Source organism: Actinomycetospora sp. ABD4_176 (assembly GCF_056311855.1).
Window position 1 is genome coordinate 1199039 of the sequence record NZ_CM149974.1, and the last position, 16221, is coordinate 1215259.

16 protein-coding genes and 1 pseudogene are annotated in these 16221 nt (G+C 74.2%); 10 read left to right on the forward strand and 7 right to left on the reverse strand.

Features of this window, described 5'->3' with window-relative positions; genetic code table 11:
- Positions 1 to 104: 104 nt before the first annotated feature.
- The 5 genes from ACYX4T_RS05860 (at position 105) to ACYX4T_RS05880 (ending at position 4158) form a co-directional block, all read left to right on the forward strand.
- The gene (locus tag ACYX4T_RS05860; RefSeq protein ID WP_476013630.1) at positions 105 to 878 is read left to right on the forward strand and encodes an SDR family oxidoreductase; all 774 of its coding nucleotides are present in this window, start codon (positions 105 to 107) and stop codon (positions 876 to 878) included.
- Positions 879 to 933: 55 nt separating this feature from the next.
- The gene (locus ACYX4T_RS05865; RefSeq protein ID WP_476013631.1) at positions 934 to 1383 is read left to right on the forward strand and encodes a hypothetical protein; all 450 of its coding nucleotides are present in this window, start codon (positions 934 to 936) and stop codon (positions 1381 to 1383) included.
- Positions 1380 to 2630: a lycopene cyclase family protein gene (locus tag ACYX4T_RS05870; RefSeq protein WP_476013632.1), complete on the forward strand. Its 1251-nt coding sequence runs from the start codon at positions 1380 to 1382 to the stop codon at positions 2628 to 2630. The genes ACYX4T_RS05865 and ACYX4T_RS05870 overlap by 4 nt, the downstream gene beginning before the upstream one ends.
- A gap of 68 nt (positions 2631 to 2698) precedes the next feature.
- Positions 2699 to 3145 (forward strand): universal stress protein, encoded by a 447-nt coding sequence (locus tag ACYX4T_RS05875; RefSeq protein ID WP_274233717.1) that lies wholly within the window; start codon positions 2699 to 2701, stop codon positions 3143 to 3145.
- On the forward strand, positions 3142 to 4158 hold the full coding sequence (locus ACYX4T_RS05880; protein ID WP_476013633.1) for an adenylate/guanylate cyclase domain-containing protein: 1017 nt from the start codon (positions 3142 to 3144) through the stop codon (positions 4156 to 4158). The genes ACYX4T_RS05875 and ACYX4T_RS05880 overlap by 4 nt, the downstream gene beginning before the upstream one ends.
- 140 nt (positions 4159 to 4298) lie before the next feature.
- Here ACYX4T_RS05880 and ACYX4T_RS05885 read toward each other — a convergent pair whose 3' ends face one another.
- From ACYX4T_RS05885 to ACYX4T_RS05915, 7 genes and pseudogenes are all read right to left on the reverse strand, one after another.
- Positions 4299 to 4718, reverse strand: coding sequence for a metal-sulfur cluster assembly factor (locus ACYX4T_RS05885; RefSeq protein WP_476013634.1), 420 nt, complete (start codon positions 4716 to 4718; stop codon positions 4299 to 4301).
- On the reverse strand, positions 4715 to 5176 hold the full coding sequence (gene sufU, locus ACYX4T_RS05890; protein ID WP_476013635.1) for a Fe-S cluster assembly sulfur transfer protein SufU: 462 nt from the start codon (positions 5174 to 5176) through the stop codon (positions 4715 to 4717). The genes ACYX4T_RS05885 and sufU overlap by 4 nt, the downstream gene beginning before the upstream one ends.
- A complete protein-coding gene (locus ACYX4T_RS05895) occupies positions 5173 to 6498 on the reverse strand; it encodes a cysteine desulfurase (RefSeq protein ID WP_476013636.1) in 1326 nt (441 codons plus the stop codon). Before ACYX4T_RS05895 ends, sufU begins: the two co-directional genes overlap by 4 nt.
- Positions 6495 to 7274: a Fe-S cluster assembly ATPase SufC gene (gene sufC, locus ACYX4T_RS05900; RefSeq protein WP_476013637.1), complete on the reverse strand. Its 780-nt coding sequence runs from the start codon at positions 7272 to 7274 to the stop codon at positions 6495 to 6497. Before sufC ends, ACYX4T_RS05895 begins: the two co-directional genes overlap by 4 nt.
- A gap of 37 nt (positions 7275 to 7311) precedes the next feature.
- Entirely contained in the window at positions 7312 to 8571 is a 1260-nt protein-coding gene (gene sufD / locus ACYX4T_RS05905; RefSeq protein ID WP_476013638.1) for a Fe-S cluster assembly protein SufD, read from the reverse strand.
- Entirely contained in the window at positions 8568 to 10028 is a 1461-nt protein-coding gene (sufB, locus tag ACYX4T_RS05910; protein WP_476013639.1) for a Fe-S cluster assembly protein SufB, read from the reverse strand. Before sufB ends, sufD begins: the two co-directional genes overlap by 4 nt.
- Positions 10025 to 10756: pseudogene (locus ACYX4T_RS05915) on the reverse strand (helix-turn-helix transcriptional regulator); the annotation flags it as partial. The gene sufB and the pseudogene ACYX4T_RS05915, both read right to left, overlap by 4 nt.
- A 166-nt stretch (positions 10757 to 10922) precedes the next feature.
- Between ACYX4T_RS05915 and mptB the strand changes: the two are divergent.
- The 5 genes from mptB to ACYX4T_RS05940 all read left to right on the forward strand — a co-directional run bounded on the left by mptB (position 10923) and on the right by ACYX4T_RS05940 (position 16185).
- Positions 10923 to 12473, forward strand: a complete 1551-nt coding sequence (gene mptB / locus ACYX4T_RS05920; RefSeq protein WP_476013640.1) for a polyprenol phosphomannose-dependent alpha 1,6 mannosyltransferase MptB — start codon at positions 10923 to 10925, stop codon at positions 12471 to 12473.
- 10 nt (positions 12474 to 12483) lie between these two features.
- On the forward strand, positions 12484 to 13413 hold the full coding sequence (locus ACYX4T_RS05925; protein WP_476013641.1) for an ABC transporter ATP-binding protein: 930 nt from the start codon (positions 12484 to 12486) through the stop codon (positions 13411 to 13413).
- 53 nt (positions 13414 to 13466) lie between these two features.
- Entirely contained in the window at positions 13467 to 14180 is a 714-nt protein-coding gene (locus ACYX4T_RS05930; protein ID WP_476015192.1) for an ABC transporter permease, read from the forward strand.
- Positions 14181 to 14246: 66 nt separating this feature from the next.
- Positions 14247 to 15218 (forward strand): COX15/CtaA family protein, encoded by a 972-nt coding sequence (locus tag ACYX4T_RS05935; protein WP_476013642.1) that lies wholly within the window; start codon positions 14247 to 14249, stop codon positions 15216 to 15218.
- 16 nt (positions 15219 to 15234) lie between these two features.
- A complete protein-coding gene (locus ACYX4T_RS05940; protein ID WP_476015193.1) occupies positions 15235 to 16185 on the forward strand; it encodes a quinone oxidoreductase family protein in 951 nt (316 codons plus the stop codon).
- Positions 16186 to 16221 lie beyond the last annotated feature (36 nt).

Genomic DNA, 16221 nt, shown 5'->3' on the forward strand with positions numbered 1-16221 from the left:
CTCGGACGACGGGGATCGGTGCGGGCGCCGACGGGGAGCACGGCGCCGCTGACCCTCCCAGTGTAGGCGGCGCCCGCACCCGGATCCGGCTCTAGGGTGCGCCCATGACCGACGCCACTGTCCCCCCGCAGGATCTCGCCGGGCGCTCCGCGCTGGTCACGGGCGCCAGCCGGGGCATCGGCCTCGGCGTCGCGCGCCACCTGCTCGAACGCGGCGCGAGCGTCACCCTCACCGCCCGCAAGCAGGGGCAGCTCGACGAGGCGGTCGCCGACCTCGACGCACCGGACCGGGTCCTCGCGGTCGCGGGCAACTCCGGCGACCCGGCGGCCCGGGCGCGGGCGGTCGACGCCGCCGTCGAGCGGTTCGGGTCCCTCGACGTGCTGGTCAACAACGCCGCCACCAACCCGCAGTACGGCCCGCTCGTGGAGGCCGACCTGGGCGCGGTCTCGAAGATCTTCGACGTCAACGTCGTCGCCGCCCTCGGCTTCGTGCAGGAGGCCCACCGGGCGTGGATGGGCGAGCACGGGGGCGTGGTGGTCAACATGGCGTCGGTCGGCGGCTTCCGGTCCAGCGGGGTGATCGGCGCGTACGGGGCGTCCAAGGCGGCGCTGATCCGCCTCACCGAGGAGCTGGCGTGGGAGCTCGGGCCGTCGATCCGCGTCAACGCCGTGGCGCCCGCGCTGGTCAGGACGCGGATGGCCGAGGCGCTGTGGTCCGGCCAGGAGGAGGAGATCGCCGCCCGCTACCCGATGCGACGCCTCGGCACGACCGGCGACGTCGCCGCCCTCGTCGGCTTCCTCGCCTCCGACGCCGCCGCGTGGATCACCGGTGAGACTGTGCGCGTCGACGGCGGCCTGCTCGCGACCGGGAGCACGTAAACGGCCACCACAGACCCGGACGGGCACAATGGGTGGTGATCGGGAGGGAGGTCACATGGGGCTGTTCAGCAGGTGGCGCCGCGGCGGCGGCGGGAGCGGTGTCGGGGCGGGAGGGCAGCGCCAGGTGCTCGACCGCGAGGCGACGGGCGCCGATCTGGAGCACCTCCGGGCCTTCGCCCGCAGCCGCGAGGGCGTCGCGTTCTACGTCGAGCCCGAGACCACGGCCACCGACACGACCGTCGTCGCCGTGGCCTTCGACGGCGAGTGGACCCGCCGGCGCGTCGGCACGCCCAAGGCCGCCGAGAAGCTGGCGCGCTCGGTGAAGGTCGCGTGCCACGACGTCACGGTCACCGGCTACCCGCCGGAGATGCGGCGGTGGAACGCGCAGGCGAAGGCCGATCGCGCGGCGCTCGAGGAGATGACCCGGGCCGAAACGGACCAGCCGTCGGGCCAGGCGTCGGGCCAGGCGTCGGACCAGGCGCCGGAGCGGGACCGCGACCGGTGAGCCCCGGCGCGGCCGTGCCGGTCGCCGACGTGGTCGTGGCCGGGGCCGGTCCCGCCGGCCGGTCGCTGGCCCGCGCCTGCGCCGCGCGCGACCTGCGCACCCTTGTCGTCGACCCCAGGCCGCACCGCCCGTGGACCCACACCTACGGCGCCTGGTCCCACGAGCTGCCCGACGACCTGCCCGGTGAGGTCGTCGCCGCGCGCGGGCGGGGGGTGGCGATCGCCCAGCGCACCCACGAGCTCGACGACGAGTACGTCGTGCTCGACACCGCCGCGCTCCAGGCGCACCTCACCGACCCGGCCGTCGCCGTGCGCCGCGGGCGGGGCGTCGGCGCGGTGCCCGCCGGGCCGGGGCGGCACCCCGCGGTCCTGCTCGACGACGGCACGAGCGTCACCGCCCGCGTCGTCGTCGACGCCACCGGCGCCCGCCAGGCCCTGGGCCGCCGCGGCACCGCTCGCGAGCTCGACGCCGGGCCGCCGCGCGCGGAGCAGACCGCGTTCGGCGTCGTCGTGCCGCGCGAGGTGGCCGCCCGCGTCAGCGGCGACCGGCTGCTGTTCATGGACTGGCGCCCCGCCCACGGCCGCCCGGGATGGCCGACCTTCCTCTACGCCGTCCCCCTCGACGACGAGCGCGTGCTGCTCGAGGAGACCTCCCTCGCCCGCCGCCCCGGGCTGCCGATGCCCGAGCTGCGCGCGCGGCTGCGGGCCCGGCTGCGCGCCGCGGGCCTCGCCGAGACGGAGATCCCCGACGAGCCCGCCGACGTCGAGAAGGTGCGCTTCCCCGTCGACTCGCCGCGGCACCGCTCGCCGTCGGGCGTGGTCGCGATCGGTGCCGCCGACCCGCTGGTGCACCCGGCGTCGGGGTTCAGCCTCGCGACGTCCCTGCGCCTGGCGCCGCGCCTGGCCACCGTGCTCGCCGACGCGCTGCGCGGGGGCACCGAGCCGATCGGGGTCGCCCGCGCCGCCCGGCGCGTCATCCGCTCCCCCGGCGCGATCACCGTCCACGCCCTGCGCCGCCGCGGGCTGGAGACGCTGCTGGCGATGCCGCCGGCCGAGGTCCCGGCGTTCTTCGAGCGCTTCTTCACGCTCCCGCCGGCGCATCGCCGGGCCTATCTCGACGCCCGCGAGGACGTCACCGCATCGGTGGCCGCCATGTCCTCGTTGTTCGGGCGGCTGACACCGCGGCTGCGCGCCCACCTGATCAGGGGAACGCTCCTCGGAGCCCGCAGCGTCCGAACGGAGCAGTAGCGGTACGCTCGTGAACCGGCATCGTGACGGGTTCGTGACCCGTCACCGACGAGAAGGGGACTGCCGCCATGGGTGCCTACCAGACCGTGGCCGTCGGGACGGACGGCTCGGAGTCGTCGTACCGCGCGGTCGACCGGGCGGCGACGATCGCGGCCGACGCGAAGGCGCTGCTGCTGATCATCTGCGCCTACAAGCCGGCGAAGTCGACCGGTGAGGCCGAGCAGGCGCTCGGCGAGGACGCCGCGTTCCACGTCGTGGGCTCGACCCCCGCCGAGGAGACGCTGCGCGACGCCCGCGAGCGTGCCGCCGCCAAGGGCTCGGTGGAGATCGACACCGTCGCGGTGGAGGGCGACCCGATCGACCGCGTGGTCGAGGTCGTCGCCGACCGCAAGGCCGACCTGGTCGTCGTCGGCAACCGGGGCCTCAACAGCCTCGCGGGCCGGCTGCTCGGCTCGGTCCCGCAGGGCATCTCCCGCCGGGCCGGCAGCGACGTCCTCATCGTCCACACCACGTGACGCCCGGTCCGGACCCCGCCTCCCCCGATCCCGAGCGGTGGGCGCGGGCGCAGGAGCGGATCGAGGACCTGCTCCTGGGTGGGCCCCGGACCATGACGCGCGGCGAGGTGCAGCAGCGCACCGGGTTCACCCCGGAGCACACCTCGCGGTTGTGGAGCGCGCTCGGCTTCCCGGCCACCGCCGACGACGTCCGCGGGTTCGCCGAGGCGGACGTGGACGCGCTCGAGCTGTCGGGGCGCCTCCTCGAGGAGGACACCTTCGACGAGGCCGAGGAGCTCGCCGTCGCGCGGGCCCTCGGCCAGGGTCTGGGACGCCTCGCGGAGTGGCAGGCGACGCTGGTGCGGCGCACCATCGCCGACACGGGCCGCGCCCACGACCCGGACGCGATCGTCGAGGCCGTCGAGGCGCTGGTGCCGACGCTGGAGAAGCTCCAGTCCTACGTCTGGCGCCGCCACCTCGCCGTCACCGCCGGCCGGATGCTCGCGACCCTCGCCCACCCGCCCGAGGACGGGTCGTCGGAGAACCGCGTCGTCGTGGGCTTCGCCGACATCGTCGGGTTCACGAGCCTGAGCCGGAAGATCGACGAGGTCGAGCTGCGCGCGCTGCTCGAGCGCTTCGAGACCGTGTGCACCGAGGTCGTGGCGCGCCGGCACGGGCGGATCGTCAAGACCCTCGGGGACGAGATCCTGTTCGTGGCCGAGCGCGTCGAGGACGCCGTCGACATCGCGTTCCGGCTCCACGAGGAGGTGCCCGACGACGAGGGCCGCCCGGCCCTGCGCGTCGGGCTCGCGCTCGGCGAGGTGCTCCCCCGCTACGGCGACGTCTACGGGCCGGTCGTCAACATCGCCAGCCGGCTGACGTCCGAGGCCCACCCGGGCACGGTGCTGATCGACGAGAACCTCACCGAGGCCCTGCGCGCCACCGACCTGGACCTCGACATCCGCGCGGTGCCCCAGCTCGCGGTGCGCGGCTACCGCCACCTGCGCCCGCACGTGGTGCGCGAGCGGGGTTAGCAGCGAACGGCCTGTTCGCTGCTTCTAGGCGCGCGAAGTCCCCGTTGATCACCTCAGTGCGCCCACCCCGGCACGAGCGAGCGACGCCCTCGCTGCATCAGGTGCAGCGAGGGCGTCGTCCGGTGCGGGTGCGGCGGAGCTCAGACGGTGAAGCCGAGCGCGCGGAGCTGCTCGCGACCGTCGTCGGTGATCTTGTCCGGGCCCCACGGCGGCATCCAGACCCAGTTGATCCGCACGTCCTTGGCCAGTCCCCCGCCCGGGCCCTGGGTGAGGGCGGCGCGGGCCTGGTCCTCGATGACGTCGGTCAGCGGGCAGGCCGCCGAGGTCAGGGTCATGTCGAGGGTGACGACGGGGCCGGCCCCGTCCTCGGAGCCGTCGTGGACGTCGATGCCGTAGAGCAGCCCCAGGTCGACGACGTTGATCCCCAGCTCGGGGTCGACGACGTCGCGCATGGCCTCCTCGAGGTCGTCGACCGACGGCAGGTCGGTGCTGGTCGCGGGCGCCTCGGGCATGCCGGCGGCGCCTCGCTGGACAGACTGCTGCACGGTCTCTTCGGTCATGAGGTACCTCCAGCTTGAGCCTGGGCCACCGCGTCCTTGAACGCCAGCCAGCCGAGCAGCGCGCACTTCACGCGCGCCGGGTAGGCGGCCACGCCGGCGAAGGCGACGGCGTCGTCGAGCACGTCCTCGTCGGGCTCCACCTTGCCGCGACCCTGCACCATCGTCTGGTAGGCCTCGAGCGTCTCGAAGGCCTCGCCGACGGTGTGGCCGACGAGCAGGTCGTGCGCCACCGAGGTCGCGGCCTGGCTGATCGAGCAGCCCAGGGCGTCGTAGGACAGGTCCTCGACCTTGGCGTCGCGGCCCTCGCCGCCGGTGAGGTGCACGCGCACGGTCACCTCGTCCCCGCAGGTCGGGTTGACGTGGTGGACCTCGGCCTCGAACGGGTCGCGCAGCCCGCGGCCGTGCGGGTTGCGGTAGTGGTCCAGGATGATCTCCTGGTACATCGAGTCGAGCTTCACGACGGCACCACCCCGAAGAACTCCTGGGCCCGACGGATGCCGGCCACGAGCGCGTCGACCTCCTCCATCGTGTTGTACACGTGGAAGCTCGCGCGGATCGACGACTGCACGCCGAACGCCCGGTGCAGCGGCCAGGCGCAGTGGTGGCCGACGCGGACCGCGATGCCCGAGTCGTCGAGCACCTGGGACGCGTCGTGCGGGTGCAGGCCCTCGATGGTGAACGCGACGGCGCCGCCGCGGGCCTCGGTGGTGCGCGGGCCGACGATCGCGACGCCGGGCAGGTCCTGCAGCTTGAGCAGTGCCGCGCCGGTCAGCTCGGCCTCGTGGGTCTTCACCGCGTCCATCCCGATCGCCGACAGGTAGTCGACGGCCGCCCCGAGGCCGATGGCCTGCGACGTCATGGGCACGCCGGCCTCGAACCGCGCCGGCGGCGGGGCGTAGGTCGAGCTCTCCATCCGCACGAGCTCGATCATCGAGCCGCCCGTGAGGAACGGGGGCAGCGCCTCGAGCAGCTCGGCCCGCCCGTAGAGCACACCGATGCCCGACGGCCCGAGCATCTTGTGCCCGGAGAACGCGGCGAAGTCGACGCCGAGGGCGTGGAGGTCGACCGGGGCGTGCGGCACCGACTGGCAGGCGTCGAGCACCGTGTAGGCGCCGACCGCACGGGCGCGCCGCACCAGCTCCTCCACCGGCGGGACGGTGCCCAGCACGTTGGACTGGTGGGTGAACGCGACGACCCGGGTCCGCTCGTTGATCACCGAGCGCGCCTCGTCCGAGTTGAGGTCGAGGCGCCCGTCGGGCGTCACCGAGAACCAGCGCAGCGTCGCCCCGGTGCGCCGGCAGAGCTCCTGCCAGGGCACGAGGTTCGCGTGGTGCTCCATCTCGGTGGTGACGACCTCGTCGCCCGGCCCGAGGCGGAAGCGCTCGGCGGCCGGGTCGACGCCGTCGCCCACGGAGGCGTTGCTCATGCCGTAGGCGACGAGGTTGATCGCCTCGGTGGCGTTCTTCGTGAACACCACCTCTCCGATGTCGGCGCCCACGAACGCCGCGATCCGCTCGCGCGCGGACTCGTAGGCGTCCGTGGCCTCCTCGGCCAGCGCGTGGGCCCCGCGGTGCACGGCGGCGTTGGACGTCTCGAGGAACGTCCGCTCCGCGTCGAGCACCTGGCGGGGCCGCTGGGACGTCGCGCCGGAGTCGAGGTAGACCAGCGGCTTCCCGTCCCGAACGGTGCGGCTCAGGATGGGGAAGTCCTCGCGGATCTTCGCGACATCCAGGGTCGCACCCCCGGCGGACGTGCCGGTGGAGGGTGCGAGGGCGGTCATGCCGGCTGCTCCTCCTTCTCCGCCGCGGAGCCCGTGAACCGTACGTAGCCGTTCTCCTCGAGCTCGTCGGCGAGCTCGGGGCCACCGGACTCGGCGACCCGGCCGTTCACGAACACGTGGACCTTGTCCGGCGCGATGTAGCGCAGGATCCGCGTGTAGTGCGTGATCAGCAGGATGCCGACGTCGGAGGCGGCCTTGTAATCGTTGACGCCCTTGCTCACGACGCGCAGCGCGTCGACGTCGAGACCGGAGTCGGTCTCGTCGAGGACGGCGAACTTCGGCTTGAGCAGCGCCATCTGCAGCACCTCGTGGCGCTTCTTCTCGCCGCCGGAGAAGCCCTCGTTGACGCTGCGCTCGGCGAACGCCGGGTCGATCTCGAGGTCGGACATCGCGCCCTTGACCTCCTTGACCCAGTGCCGCACCTTCGGCGCCTCGCCGCGGGTCGCGGTGGCCGCGGAGCGCAGGAAGTTCGACATCGAGACGCCGGGCACCTCGACGGGGTACTGCATGGCGAGGAACAGCCCGGCGCGGGCGCGCTCGTCGACCTCCATGGCCAGCACGTCCTCGCCGTCCAGGAGCACCTGGCCCTTCGTGACCTGGTACTTCGGGTGGCCCGCGATGGAGTAGGCGAGCGTGGACTTGCCGGAGCCGTTCGGACCCATGATCGCGTGGGTCTCGTTCGAGCTCACCGTCAGGTCGACGCCGCGCAGGATCTCCTTGGGACCGGACTCGGTCTCGACCTCGACGTGCAGGTCGCGGATCTCGAGGGTGGACATCAGGCCTCTTTCACTACTCGTGCGTGTGGTGGGGTGCTCAGGAGTTGATCGCTTCGAGCTCGGCCTCGATGGCCGCCTCGAGACGGTCGCGCAGCGCGGGGACGCGGACCTTGGCGATGACCTCGCCGAAGAAGCCGCGGACCACGAGCCGGCGCGCCTGCGCCTCGGGGATGCCGCGCGACATCAGGTAGAACAACTGCTCGTCGTCGAATCGTCCCGTCGCGCTGGCGTGGCCGGCGCCGACGATCTCGCCCGTCTCGATCTCGAGGTTCGGCACCGAGTCGGCGCGGGCGTTGTCGGTGAGCAGCAGGTTGCGGTTGAGCTCGTAGGTGTCGGTGCCCTCCGCGGCCTTGCGGATCAGCACGTCGCCGATCCAGACCGTGTGGGCGGCCGTGCCCCCGTCGGCCCCCTGCAGCGCGCCCTTGTACATCACCCGCGAGCGGCAGTGGGCCACCGAGTGGTCGACGAGCAGGCGCTGCTCGAAGTGCTGGCCGCCGTCGGCGAAGTACAGGCCGTCGAGCTCGACGTCGCCGCCGGGCGCCCGGTAGTTGATCACCGGGGACAGCCGCACGAGGTCGCCGCCGAGCGTCACCGACGTGTGCCGGATCGTCGCGTCGCGGCCGACCGAGAGGTGCTGGGCCCCGACGTACACGGCGTCGTCGGCCCAGTCGTGCACCTCGACGACCTCGAGCTTCGCGCCGTCGGCGACGACGAACTCGGTGTTGGCGGCGACCGTGCCCGAGCCGCGGTGGTCGAGCACGACCACGGCCTCGGCGTGGTGCTCGAGGCGCAGCTGCAGGTGCGCGTACGCGGTCGAGCCCGCGCCCGGGCCGCCGACGGTGATCGTCAGCGGCTCGTCGTCGGACCGGACCTCGTTCACCGTGACCACGTGGGCCTCGGTGAACGACGACCACGCCTGCGCCGCCACGCGGTCGGCCGGGATGCCGCCGTCGCCGAGACGGGCGTCGTCGCGGCCGACACGCTCGTGGCGGGTGCCGGTGCCGGCGAGGTCGCCGGCGGCCTCACCGAAACCGGTGCGCACCGACACCTCGATCGCGCCCTCGGCGCTCGCCGAGCCGTCGTGCAGCCCGCGCAGGCGGCGCAGCGGCGTGAACCGCCACTGCTCCTCGCGCCCGCGCGGCACCTCGAACGCCTCCACGTCGTAGGACGTGTGGCGCTCTTCCCACGGCGCGATCTTCGGCGACGACGCGGTCTTGATGCCCGGGTCCTTGTCGAGGACCGGGGCGCCGGGGGCGGTCGTGGTGCCGCCCCCGGTCTCGACAACCGGCTCGGTCATCCGACCGCACCCTCCATCTGCAGCTCGATCAGGCGGTTGAGCTCGAGCGCGTACTCCATGGGCAGCTCGCGAGCGATGGGCTCGACGAACCCGCGCACGATCATCGCCATGGCCTCGTCCTCGGTGAGGCCGCGGGACATCAGGTAGAAGAGCTGGTCCTCGCTGACCTTCGAGACCGTCGCCTCGTGGCCCATCGTCACGTCGTCCTCGCGGACGTCGACGTACGGGTAGGTGTCGCTGCGGCTGATCGTGTCGACCAGCAGCGCGTCGCACTTCACCGTCGACCGCGAGTGGTGCGCGCCCTTGTTGACGCGCACGAGGCCGCGGTAGCTGGTGCGCCCGCCGCCGCGTGCCACCGACTTCGAGATGATCGTCGACGACGTGTGCGGCGCGAGGTGCACCATCTTGGCGCCCGCGTCCTGGTGCTGGCCCTCGCCGGAGAACGCCACCGAGAGCACCTCGCCCTTGGCGTGCGGCCCGGTCAGCCAGACGGCCGGGTACTTCATGGTCACCTTGGAGCCGATGTTGCCGTCGACCCACTCCATGGTCGCGCCCTCTTCGGCCTTGGCGCGCTTGGTGACCAGGTTGTAGACGTTGTTCGACCAGTTCTGGATGGTCGTGTAGCGGCAGCGGCCGCCCTTCTTCACGACGATCTCGACGACCGCGGAGTGCAGCGAGTCGGACGAGTAGATCGGCGCCGTGCAGCCCTCGACGTAGTGGACGTAGGCGTCCTCGTCGACGATGATCAGCGTCCGCTCGAACTGGCCCATGTTCTCGGTGTTGATCCGGAAGTAGGCCTGCAGCGGGATGTCCACGTGGACGCCCTTGGGCACGTAGATGAACGAGCCGCCGGACCACACCGCCGAGTTCAGCGCGGAGAACTTGTTGTCGCCGGCCGGAATGACCGAGCCGAAGTACTCCTCGAACAGCTCCGGGTGCTCGCGCAGCCCGGTGTCGGTGTCCATGAAGATGACGCCCTGCGCCTCCAGGTCCTCGCGGATCTGGTGGTAGACGACCTCGGACTCGTACTGCGCCGCGACGCCCGCGACCAGGCGCGCCTTCTCGGCCTCGGGGATGCCGAGCTTGTCGTACGTCGCCTTGATGTCGTCGGGCAGGTCCTCCCAGCTGGCGGCCTGCTTCTCCGTCGACCGGACGAAGTACTTGATGTTGTCGAAGTCGATGCCCGAGAGGTCAGAGCCCCACTGCGGCATCGGCTTCTTGTCGAACGTGTTCAGCGCCTTGAGCCGCAGCTGGAGCATCCAGTCCGGCTCGTCCTTCTTCTGCGAGATGTCACGCACGACCGCCTCGTTCAGGCCGCGCTGCGCGCTCGCCCCGGCGACGTCGCTGTCGTGCCACCCGAACTGATAGGTCCCGAGCGCCGCGAGGGTCTCCTCCTGGGTGAGCTCGGGGGCCCTGTCGGCGAGCGAGGCGGTGGTCCGCTCCGCGGAGGTGGTCATACGACCTGCCTTCCCTTGACGTCGGTGGTGGTCGGCTGGGGAACGTGGGTGGTGCACGCGGCGTCGCCCCGCGCGATGGTCGACAGCCGCTGGACGTGGGTGCCCAGGAGCTCGGCGAAGACCTCGGTCTCCGCCTCGCACAGCTGCGGGAACTCGGCGGCCACGCCGGCCACCGGACAGTGGTGCTGGCAGAGCTGTGCGCCCGTGCCCTTGCTGGGCCGCGACGACGCCGCGTAGCCCTCGCGGGACAGCGCGCCGGCCAGGGCCTCGACCCGGGCGGCACGGTCGTCCTGCGCCTCGATACCGCCGGGACCCTCACGGTGCTCGGCGAGGAGCCCGAGGATGCGACGGCGGGCGAACGCGCGGACCGCGTCCTCCCCCGCGACGCCCGCGAGCTCGCGCAGCGCCGCGACGGCGAGCTCGGCGACGTCGGCCTCGCCGCGCCCCGCGCGCCGGCGGCCCTGCTCGGTGAGCAGGTGCTGGCGGGCCGGGCGGCCGCGGCCACGGCCCGAGGCGCGGGGGGCGTCCCGGGTGACCACGGTGCCGTCGGCGACCAGCGCGTCGAGGTGGCGGCGCACCGCCGCACCCGAGAGGCCGAACTCCCCGGCGAGGTCCATCGCCGTGGTGGGGCCGTGCTCGAGCAGCCGGCGGACGATGAGGTCCCGCGTCCGGCCGTCGTGCCCGTCGACACCGCTCATCGTGACCACCTCCTCCACGCTCACCAAGGGTCGCCTTTCCTTTTGACAACACCAGTCTTGCGTATTTGTCGGCGCCCGGCAAAGCGGACCCCCCGGATCGGGGCGGTGATCGCGCTCACCCAGGGTCACCTCACCTGTGCCCACCGTCGGGTAGGGCGGGCGGGGCTCGTCACCGCGCTCGGTATCGTCCCGATCCGTGACCGGCGCTGCGCAGGCCCTGCAGGCGCCTGCCGACGTGTCCGCCGACGCCCCCGCCGTCACGCCGCCGGGCGCCACGCCGCCCCCGCCGACGCCCGACGAGCGGCGGCGCCTGCGGACCGTGCGGCGCTTCGGGACCACCGGCTCGCTGCTCATGGCCATCGGCGCGCTGGGCTGCGGGGCGACACCCGCGCCGGCGTACAACCCGCTGCTCGGCACGCGGGTGCTCGGTCTGTGGGGCCGCATGCCGACGGTGTCGCTCACGCTCGCCTACCTGGGCATGGGCATGCTGGTGCTCGCCTGGCTGTGGCTCGGGCGGCTCGCGTGGCCGGGCCGCGTGCGGCTCTCGGTGCGCCAGCTGACCCGCATCCTCGTCATGTGGATGGCGCCGCTGGCCGTCGCGCCGCCGCTGTTCTCCACCGACGTGTACGGCTACCTGTCCCAGGCCGAGGTCGTCTCCCGCGGCTTCGACCCCTACATCTACGGCGCCGCGCAGGCGCTCGGGCTCTCCGACCCGCTGGTCGCGAGCATCCCGACGATCTGGCGCACCACGCCGTCGCCGTACGGCCCGGGCTTCCTGACGTTCGGGCGCCTCATCACCGGCATCGCCGGCGACGACATCGTGCTCGGCGTCTACCTGCACCGGGTGCTGGCGCTCGCCGCGCTCGGGCTCGTCATCTGGGCGGTGCCGCACCTGGCGCGGCGGGCGGGCGTGGAGCCGATCGCGGCGCTGTGGCTCGCGATCAGCCCGCTGGTGCTCTTCCACCTGGTCAGCGGCATCCACAACGACGCGATCATGCTCGGCGTCGTCCTCGCCGGCATGGAGATCGGCATGCGGCACTCGTGGGTGCTCGGCGCGCTGCTCATCGGGCTCGGCGCCTCCGGGAAGATCCCGGCGGTCGTGGCCCTGGGGTTCCTGGCGGCCCACGTGGCGCACGAGCGCGGCGGGGGCTTCCCGCGCCTGCTGCGCTACGGCGCCGGCGTCTCGGTGCTCGGGCTCGGCACGGTCGCCGCGGTGTCGGTGGGCAGCGGGCTGGGCTTCGGGTGGATCCAGGCCCTCGCCGTGCCGAACCTCCTGCGCAGCTGGCTCTCGGTCACCACCGACCTCGGGGTGCTCGGCGGCTGGCTCGGCGGGCTGCTCGGCCTCGGCGACCACACCGAGGCCGTCCTCGACCTCACGCGCGCCGCGGGCCTCGGCGTCGCCGCCCTGGTGTGCGTGCTGCTGGTCTTCATGGTGCTGAACGGGCGCCTGCACGCCGTCGCGGGCATGGGCTACGGCTTCGGGGCGGTCTTCCTCGCCGGCCCCGTCCTCCACCCCTGGTACCTGCTGTGGGCGATCGTCCCGCTCGCCGCGTCGGTGCGGAACCCGAGGATCCGCGGGTTCGCCGTCGCGATCTGCGCGGTCATCGCCCTGCTCGTGCCGCCCACCGGCGCCGACTTCTCGTTCCGCACCTACCAGCTGCCCATGGCCATCACCGCGGCCGCCCTGCTCGCGCTCGTGCCGCTGGCCGCGGTGCGCGGGCGCGTGCCGCGGACCCCGGCGACCTAGGCTGTCGTCCGTGTCGGGAGCCGTGCGCGCGCTGGAGGTGCGCGACCTCGTCGTGCGCTACCAGGGGCGCGCGGCGGTCGACGGGCTCGACCTCGACCTCGCGCCCGGCCGGGTCCTCGCCCTGCTCGGGCCCAACGGCGCGGGCAAGACCACGACGGTCGAGGTGTGCGAGGGCCTGCGCGGCCGCGACGGGGGCGAGGTCCGGGTGCTCGGCACCGACCCCGCCGGCGCACCCGACGCCCTGCGCGCCCGGACGGGCGTCATGCCCCAGGGCGGCGGCGCGTACCCCGGGGTGCGCGTGCGCGAGATGGTCGGGCTCGTCGCGACCTGCTCGGCGCACCCGCTCGACCCCGACTGGCTCGTCGAGACCCTCGGCCTCGCCTCCTGCGCCCGCACGCCCTACAAGCGCCTCTCGGTCGGCCAGCAGCAGCGCCTCGCCCTGGCCTGCGCCGTGGTCGGGCGCCCCGAGCTGGTGTTCCTCGACGAGCCCACCGCGAGCCTCGACCCGCAGGGCCGCCGGCTCGTGTGGGACCTCGTGCGCGCGCTGCGCGCCGACGGCGTGGCGGTCCTGCTGACCACGCACCTCATGCAGGAGGCCGAGACCCTCGCCGACCACATCGTGATCATCGACCACGGGCGCACCGTCGCCGAGGGCTCGCCCGACGACCTCACCGCGGCGGGCGCCGACCGCGAGCTGCGCTTCCGCGCCGCCGCCGGCATGGACCTGCGCCTGCTGGCGGACGCGCTGCCCGAGGAGTGCACGGTCTCCGAGCCGACGCCGGGCAGCTACCTCGTGGAGGGCTCCATCGACCCGCAGGTCCTCTCGACGGTGACGTCCTGGTGCGCGCGCCAGGGGGTGCTCGCCGACGACCTGAGGGTCGCCCGCCGCAGCCTCGAGGACGTGTTCCTGGAGCTCACGGGGCGGGAGCTGCGCTCGTGAGCTTCGAGGCGGGCACGTTCACCCCCGCCCCGGGTCGGGGGCCGCTGGGCCGGATGCTCGGCGCGCAGGTGCTGCTCGAGACGAAGCTGGCGCTGCGCCAGGGCGAGCAGGTGCTGCTCACCCTCGTCATCCCGCTCGCCCTGCTCGTCGGGCTGACGCTGCTGCGCGTCGTCCCGCTGCCCGAGCCGCGGCCGACGTCGGCGCTGGGCACGGTCCTCGCGCTGGCCATCATGTCCACGGCGTTCACGAGCCAGGCGATCTCGCTGGGCTTCGACCGCCGCTACGGGGTGCTGCGCCGCCTGGCCGCGACGGCGGTGCCGCGCTGGCTCATCGTGGTCGGGCGCCTCGGCGGGATGGCGGCCGTGGTGCTCGTGCAGGTCGTCGTGCTCGGCGCCGTCGCCGTCGCGCTGGGCTGGCGGCCGGGGGCGGGCTCGCCGGGCTGGGTCGTGCTGCTCGTCGTGCTGGGCACGGCGGCCTTCGGCGCGGTCGGCGTGCTGCTGGGCGGGAGCCTGCGCGCGGAGCTGGTGCTCGCCGTGGCCAACATCGTGTGGTTCGTGCTGCTCTTCGCCGGCGGGGTCCTCGTCCCGGCCGCCGCGCTGCCCGGCCCGCTCGCGACCGTCGTGCAGCTGCTGCCGTCCGGGGCGCTCGCCGAGGGGCTGCGCACCGCGCTGGTGGGCGGCACCCCGTCGACGGCCCACGTCGTCGTCCTGCTCGCCTGGACCGTCGTCGCCGGCGGCATCGCGGTCCGCACGGTGCGCTGGTCCTGAGGGCACCTACGACCGGACGTAGGACTGGTCCGGCTCCGCGGCGCTCCGCAGCCTAGGATCGGCCTCGTGCTGGAGCGCCTCCCCGCCACCCCGCCCCGGCTGATGCGCGGGCTCGCGATGGCCGCGGTCGTCGGCCAGGCGGGCATCGCGGTCACCGGTGCCGTCGTCCGCGTGACCGGGTCCGGGCTCGGCTGCCCGACCTGGCCGCAGTGCTTCCCGGGCAGCCTGGTCCCCGTGCCGCACCCCGAGGTCGCGGTGCTGCACCAGTGGGTCGAGTTCGGCAACCGCCTGCTCGGCATCGCGCTCGTGCTCGTCGCCGGCGCCTGCCTGCTCGCCGCCGTCAACGTCCGCCCCCGCCGGCGCCGCCTGATCCTCCTCGCCGCGACGATGCCCCTCGGCGTCGTCGCCCAGGCCGTCATCGGCGGGATCACGGTGCTCACGGGGCTGGCCTGGTACACGGTGGCGGCGCACTTCCTCGTCACGATCCCGCTGATCTGGCTCGCGGTGCTCCTCGTGCGGGAGTGCTCCCCCGCCGCCATGGCCGCGCCGCCGGGCACGCCCTGGCGGGCCGCCGTCGCGCCGGCGCTGCGCGGGCTGCTGGTCGTGACGTCCGTGGTGCTCGTCGCCCTGCTCGTGGCGGGCACGCTGGTCACCGCGGCCGGTCCGCACGGCGGCGACGCCGCCACCCCCCGCCTGGCCGCGATCCCGCTCCCCGCGCTCGCGACCGCGCACGCCCACCTGCTGTTCGCGTTCCTCGGCCTGCTCGTGGGCGTCGGCTTCATGGTGCACGCGGTCGGCGCGCCCCGGGCGGTGATCGTGCGGCTGCGGGTGCTCGTCGTCCTGACGCTCGCCCAGGGGGTCCTCGGCGGCGTCCAGTACGCCCTCGGCGTCCCCGAGCTCCTCGTGGCGCTGCACGTCCTCGGTGCCGTCGTGACCGTCGCGGCGACGGCGTGGCTGTGGTCGGCGACCGCCGAACCGGACGCCGTGACCCTCGCGGCCTCCGGCGCACCCGCTCCGGCACTGGCCGGGAGGTCCTGACGTGCACGCCATCCGCATGACGACGCTCGGCGGCCCCGAGGTGCTCGAACCCGCCGACCTGCCCGACCCCGAGCCCGGCGACGGCGAGGCGCTCGTCGAGCTGGCGGTGATCGGCGTCAACTACATCGACACCTACTTCCGCACCGGCACCTACCCCACGACGCTGCCCTGCGTGCCCGGCCTCGAGGGCGGCGGCACCGTGCGCGCGGTCGGCCCCGGCGTCACCACCGTCGCGCCCGGGGACCGCGTGGTCTGGACCAACACCCTCGGCTCCTACGCGACGCTCGCGACCGTCCCCGCCGCAGAGCTCGTCACCGTGCCCGACGCCGTGGACCTCGAGACCGCCACCGCCGTGGTCCTCCAGGGGATGACCGCGCACTACCTGCTCCACGACACCTACCCCGTGGCCCCGGGCGACGTCGTCCTCGTGCACGCCGCCGCGGGCGGCATGGGCCTGCTCCTGTGCCAGATGGCCAGCGCGCTGGGCGCCCGGGTGCTCGCGACGACCTCGTCGGAGGAGAAGGACGCCCTGGCCCGCGGGGCCGGCGCGCACGAGACCCTCCGCTACTCCGACGACCTCGCCGACCGGGTCCGCGCCCTCACCGACGGCGAGGGCGTCGCGGCGGTCTACGACGGTGTCGGCGCGGCCACCTTCGACGCCTCCCTCGCGAGCCTGCGCGTGCGCGGCGTGCTGGCCCTCTACGGCGCCGCGAGCGGCCCCGTCCCGCCCGTCGACCCGCAGCGCCTCAACAGCGGCGGCTCGCTCTACCTCACCCGCCCGTCCCTGCACTGGCACGTCCGCACCCCCGAGGCCCTCGCGGCCCGGGCGTCCGCCGTGTTCTCGTCGGTCGCGGCCGGCGAGCTCTCGGTGCGCATCGGCGGCCGCTACGCCCTCGACGACGCCGCCACCGCCCACCGCGACCTCCAGTCCCGCCGCACGACGGGGAAGCTGCTCCTGGTGCCGTGAGCTCTCCACGTCGATCTCTCGAGGGTGCCGCGGGCG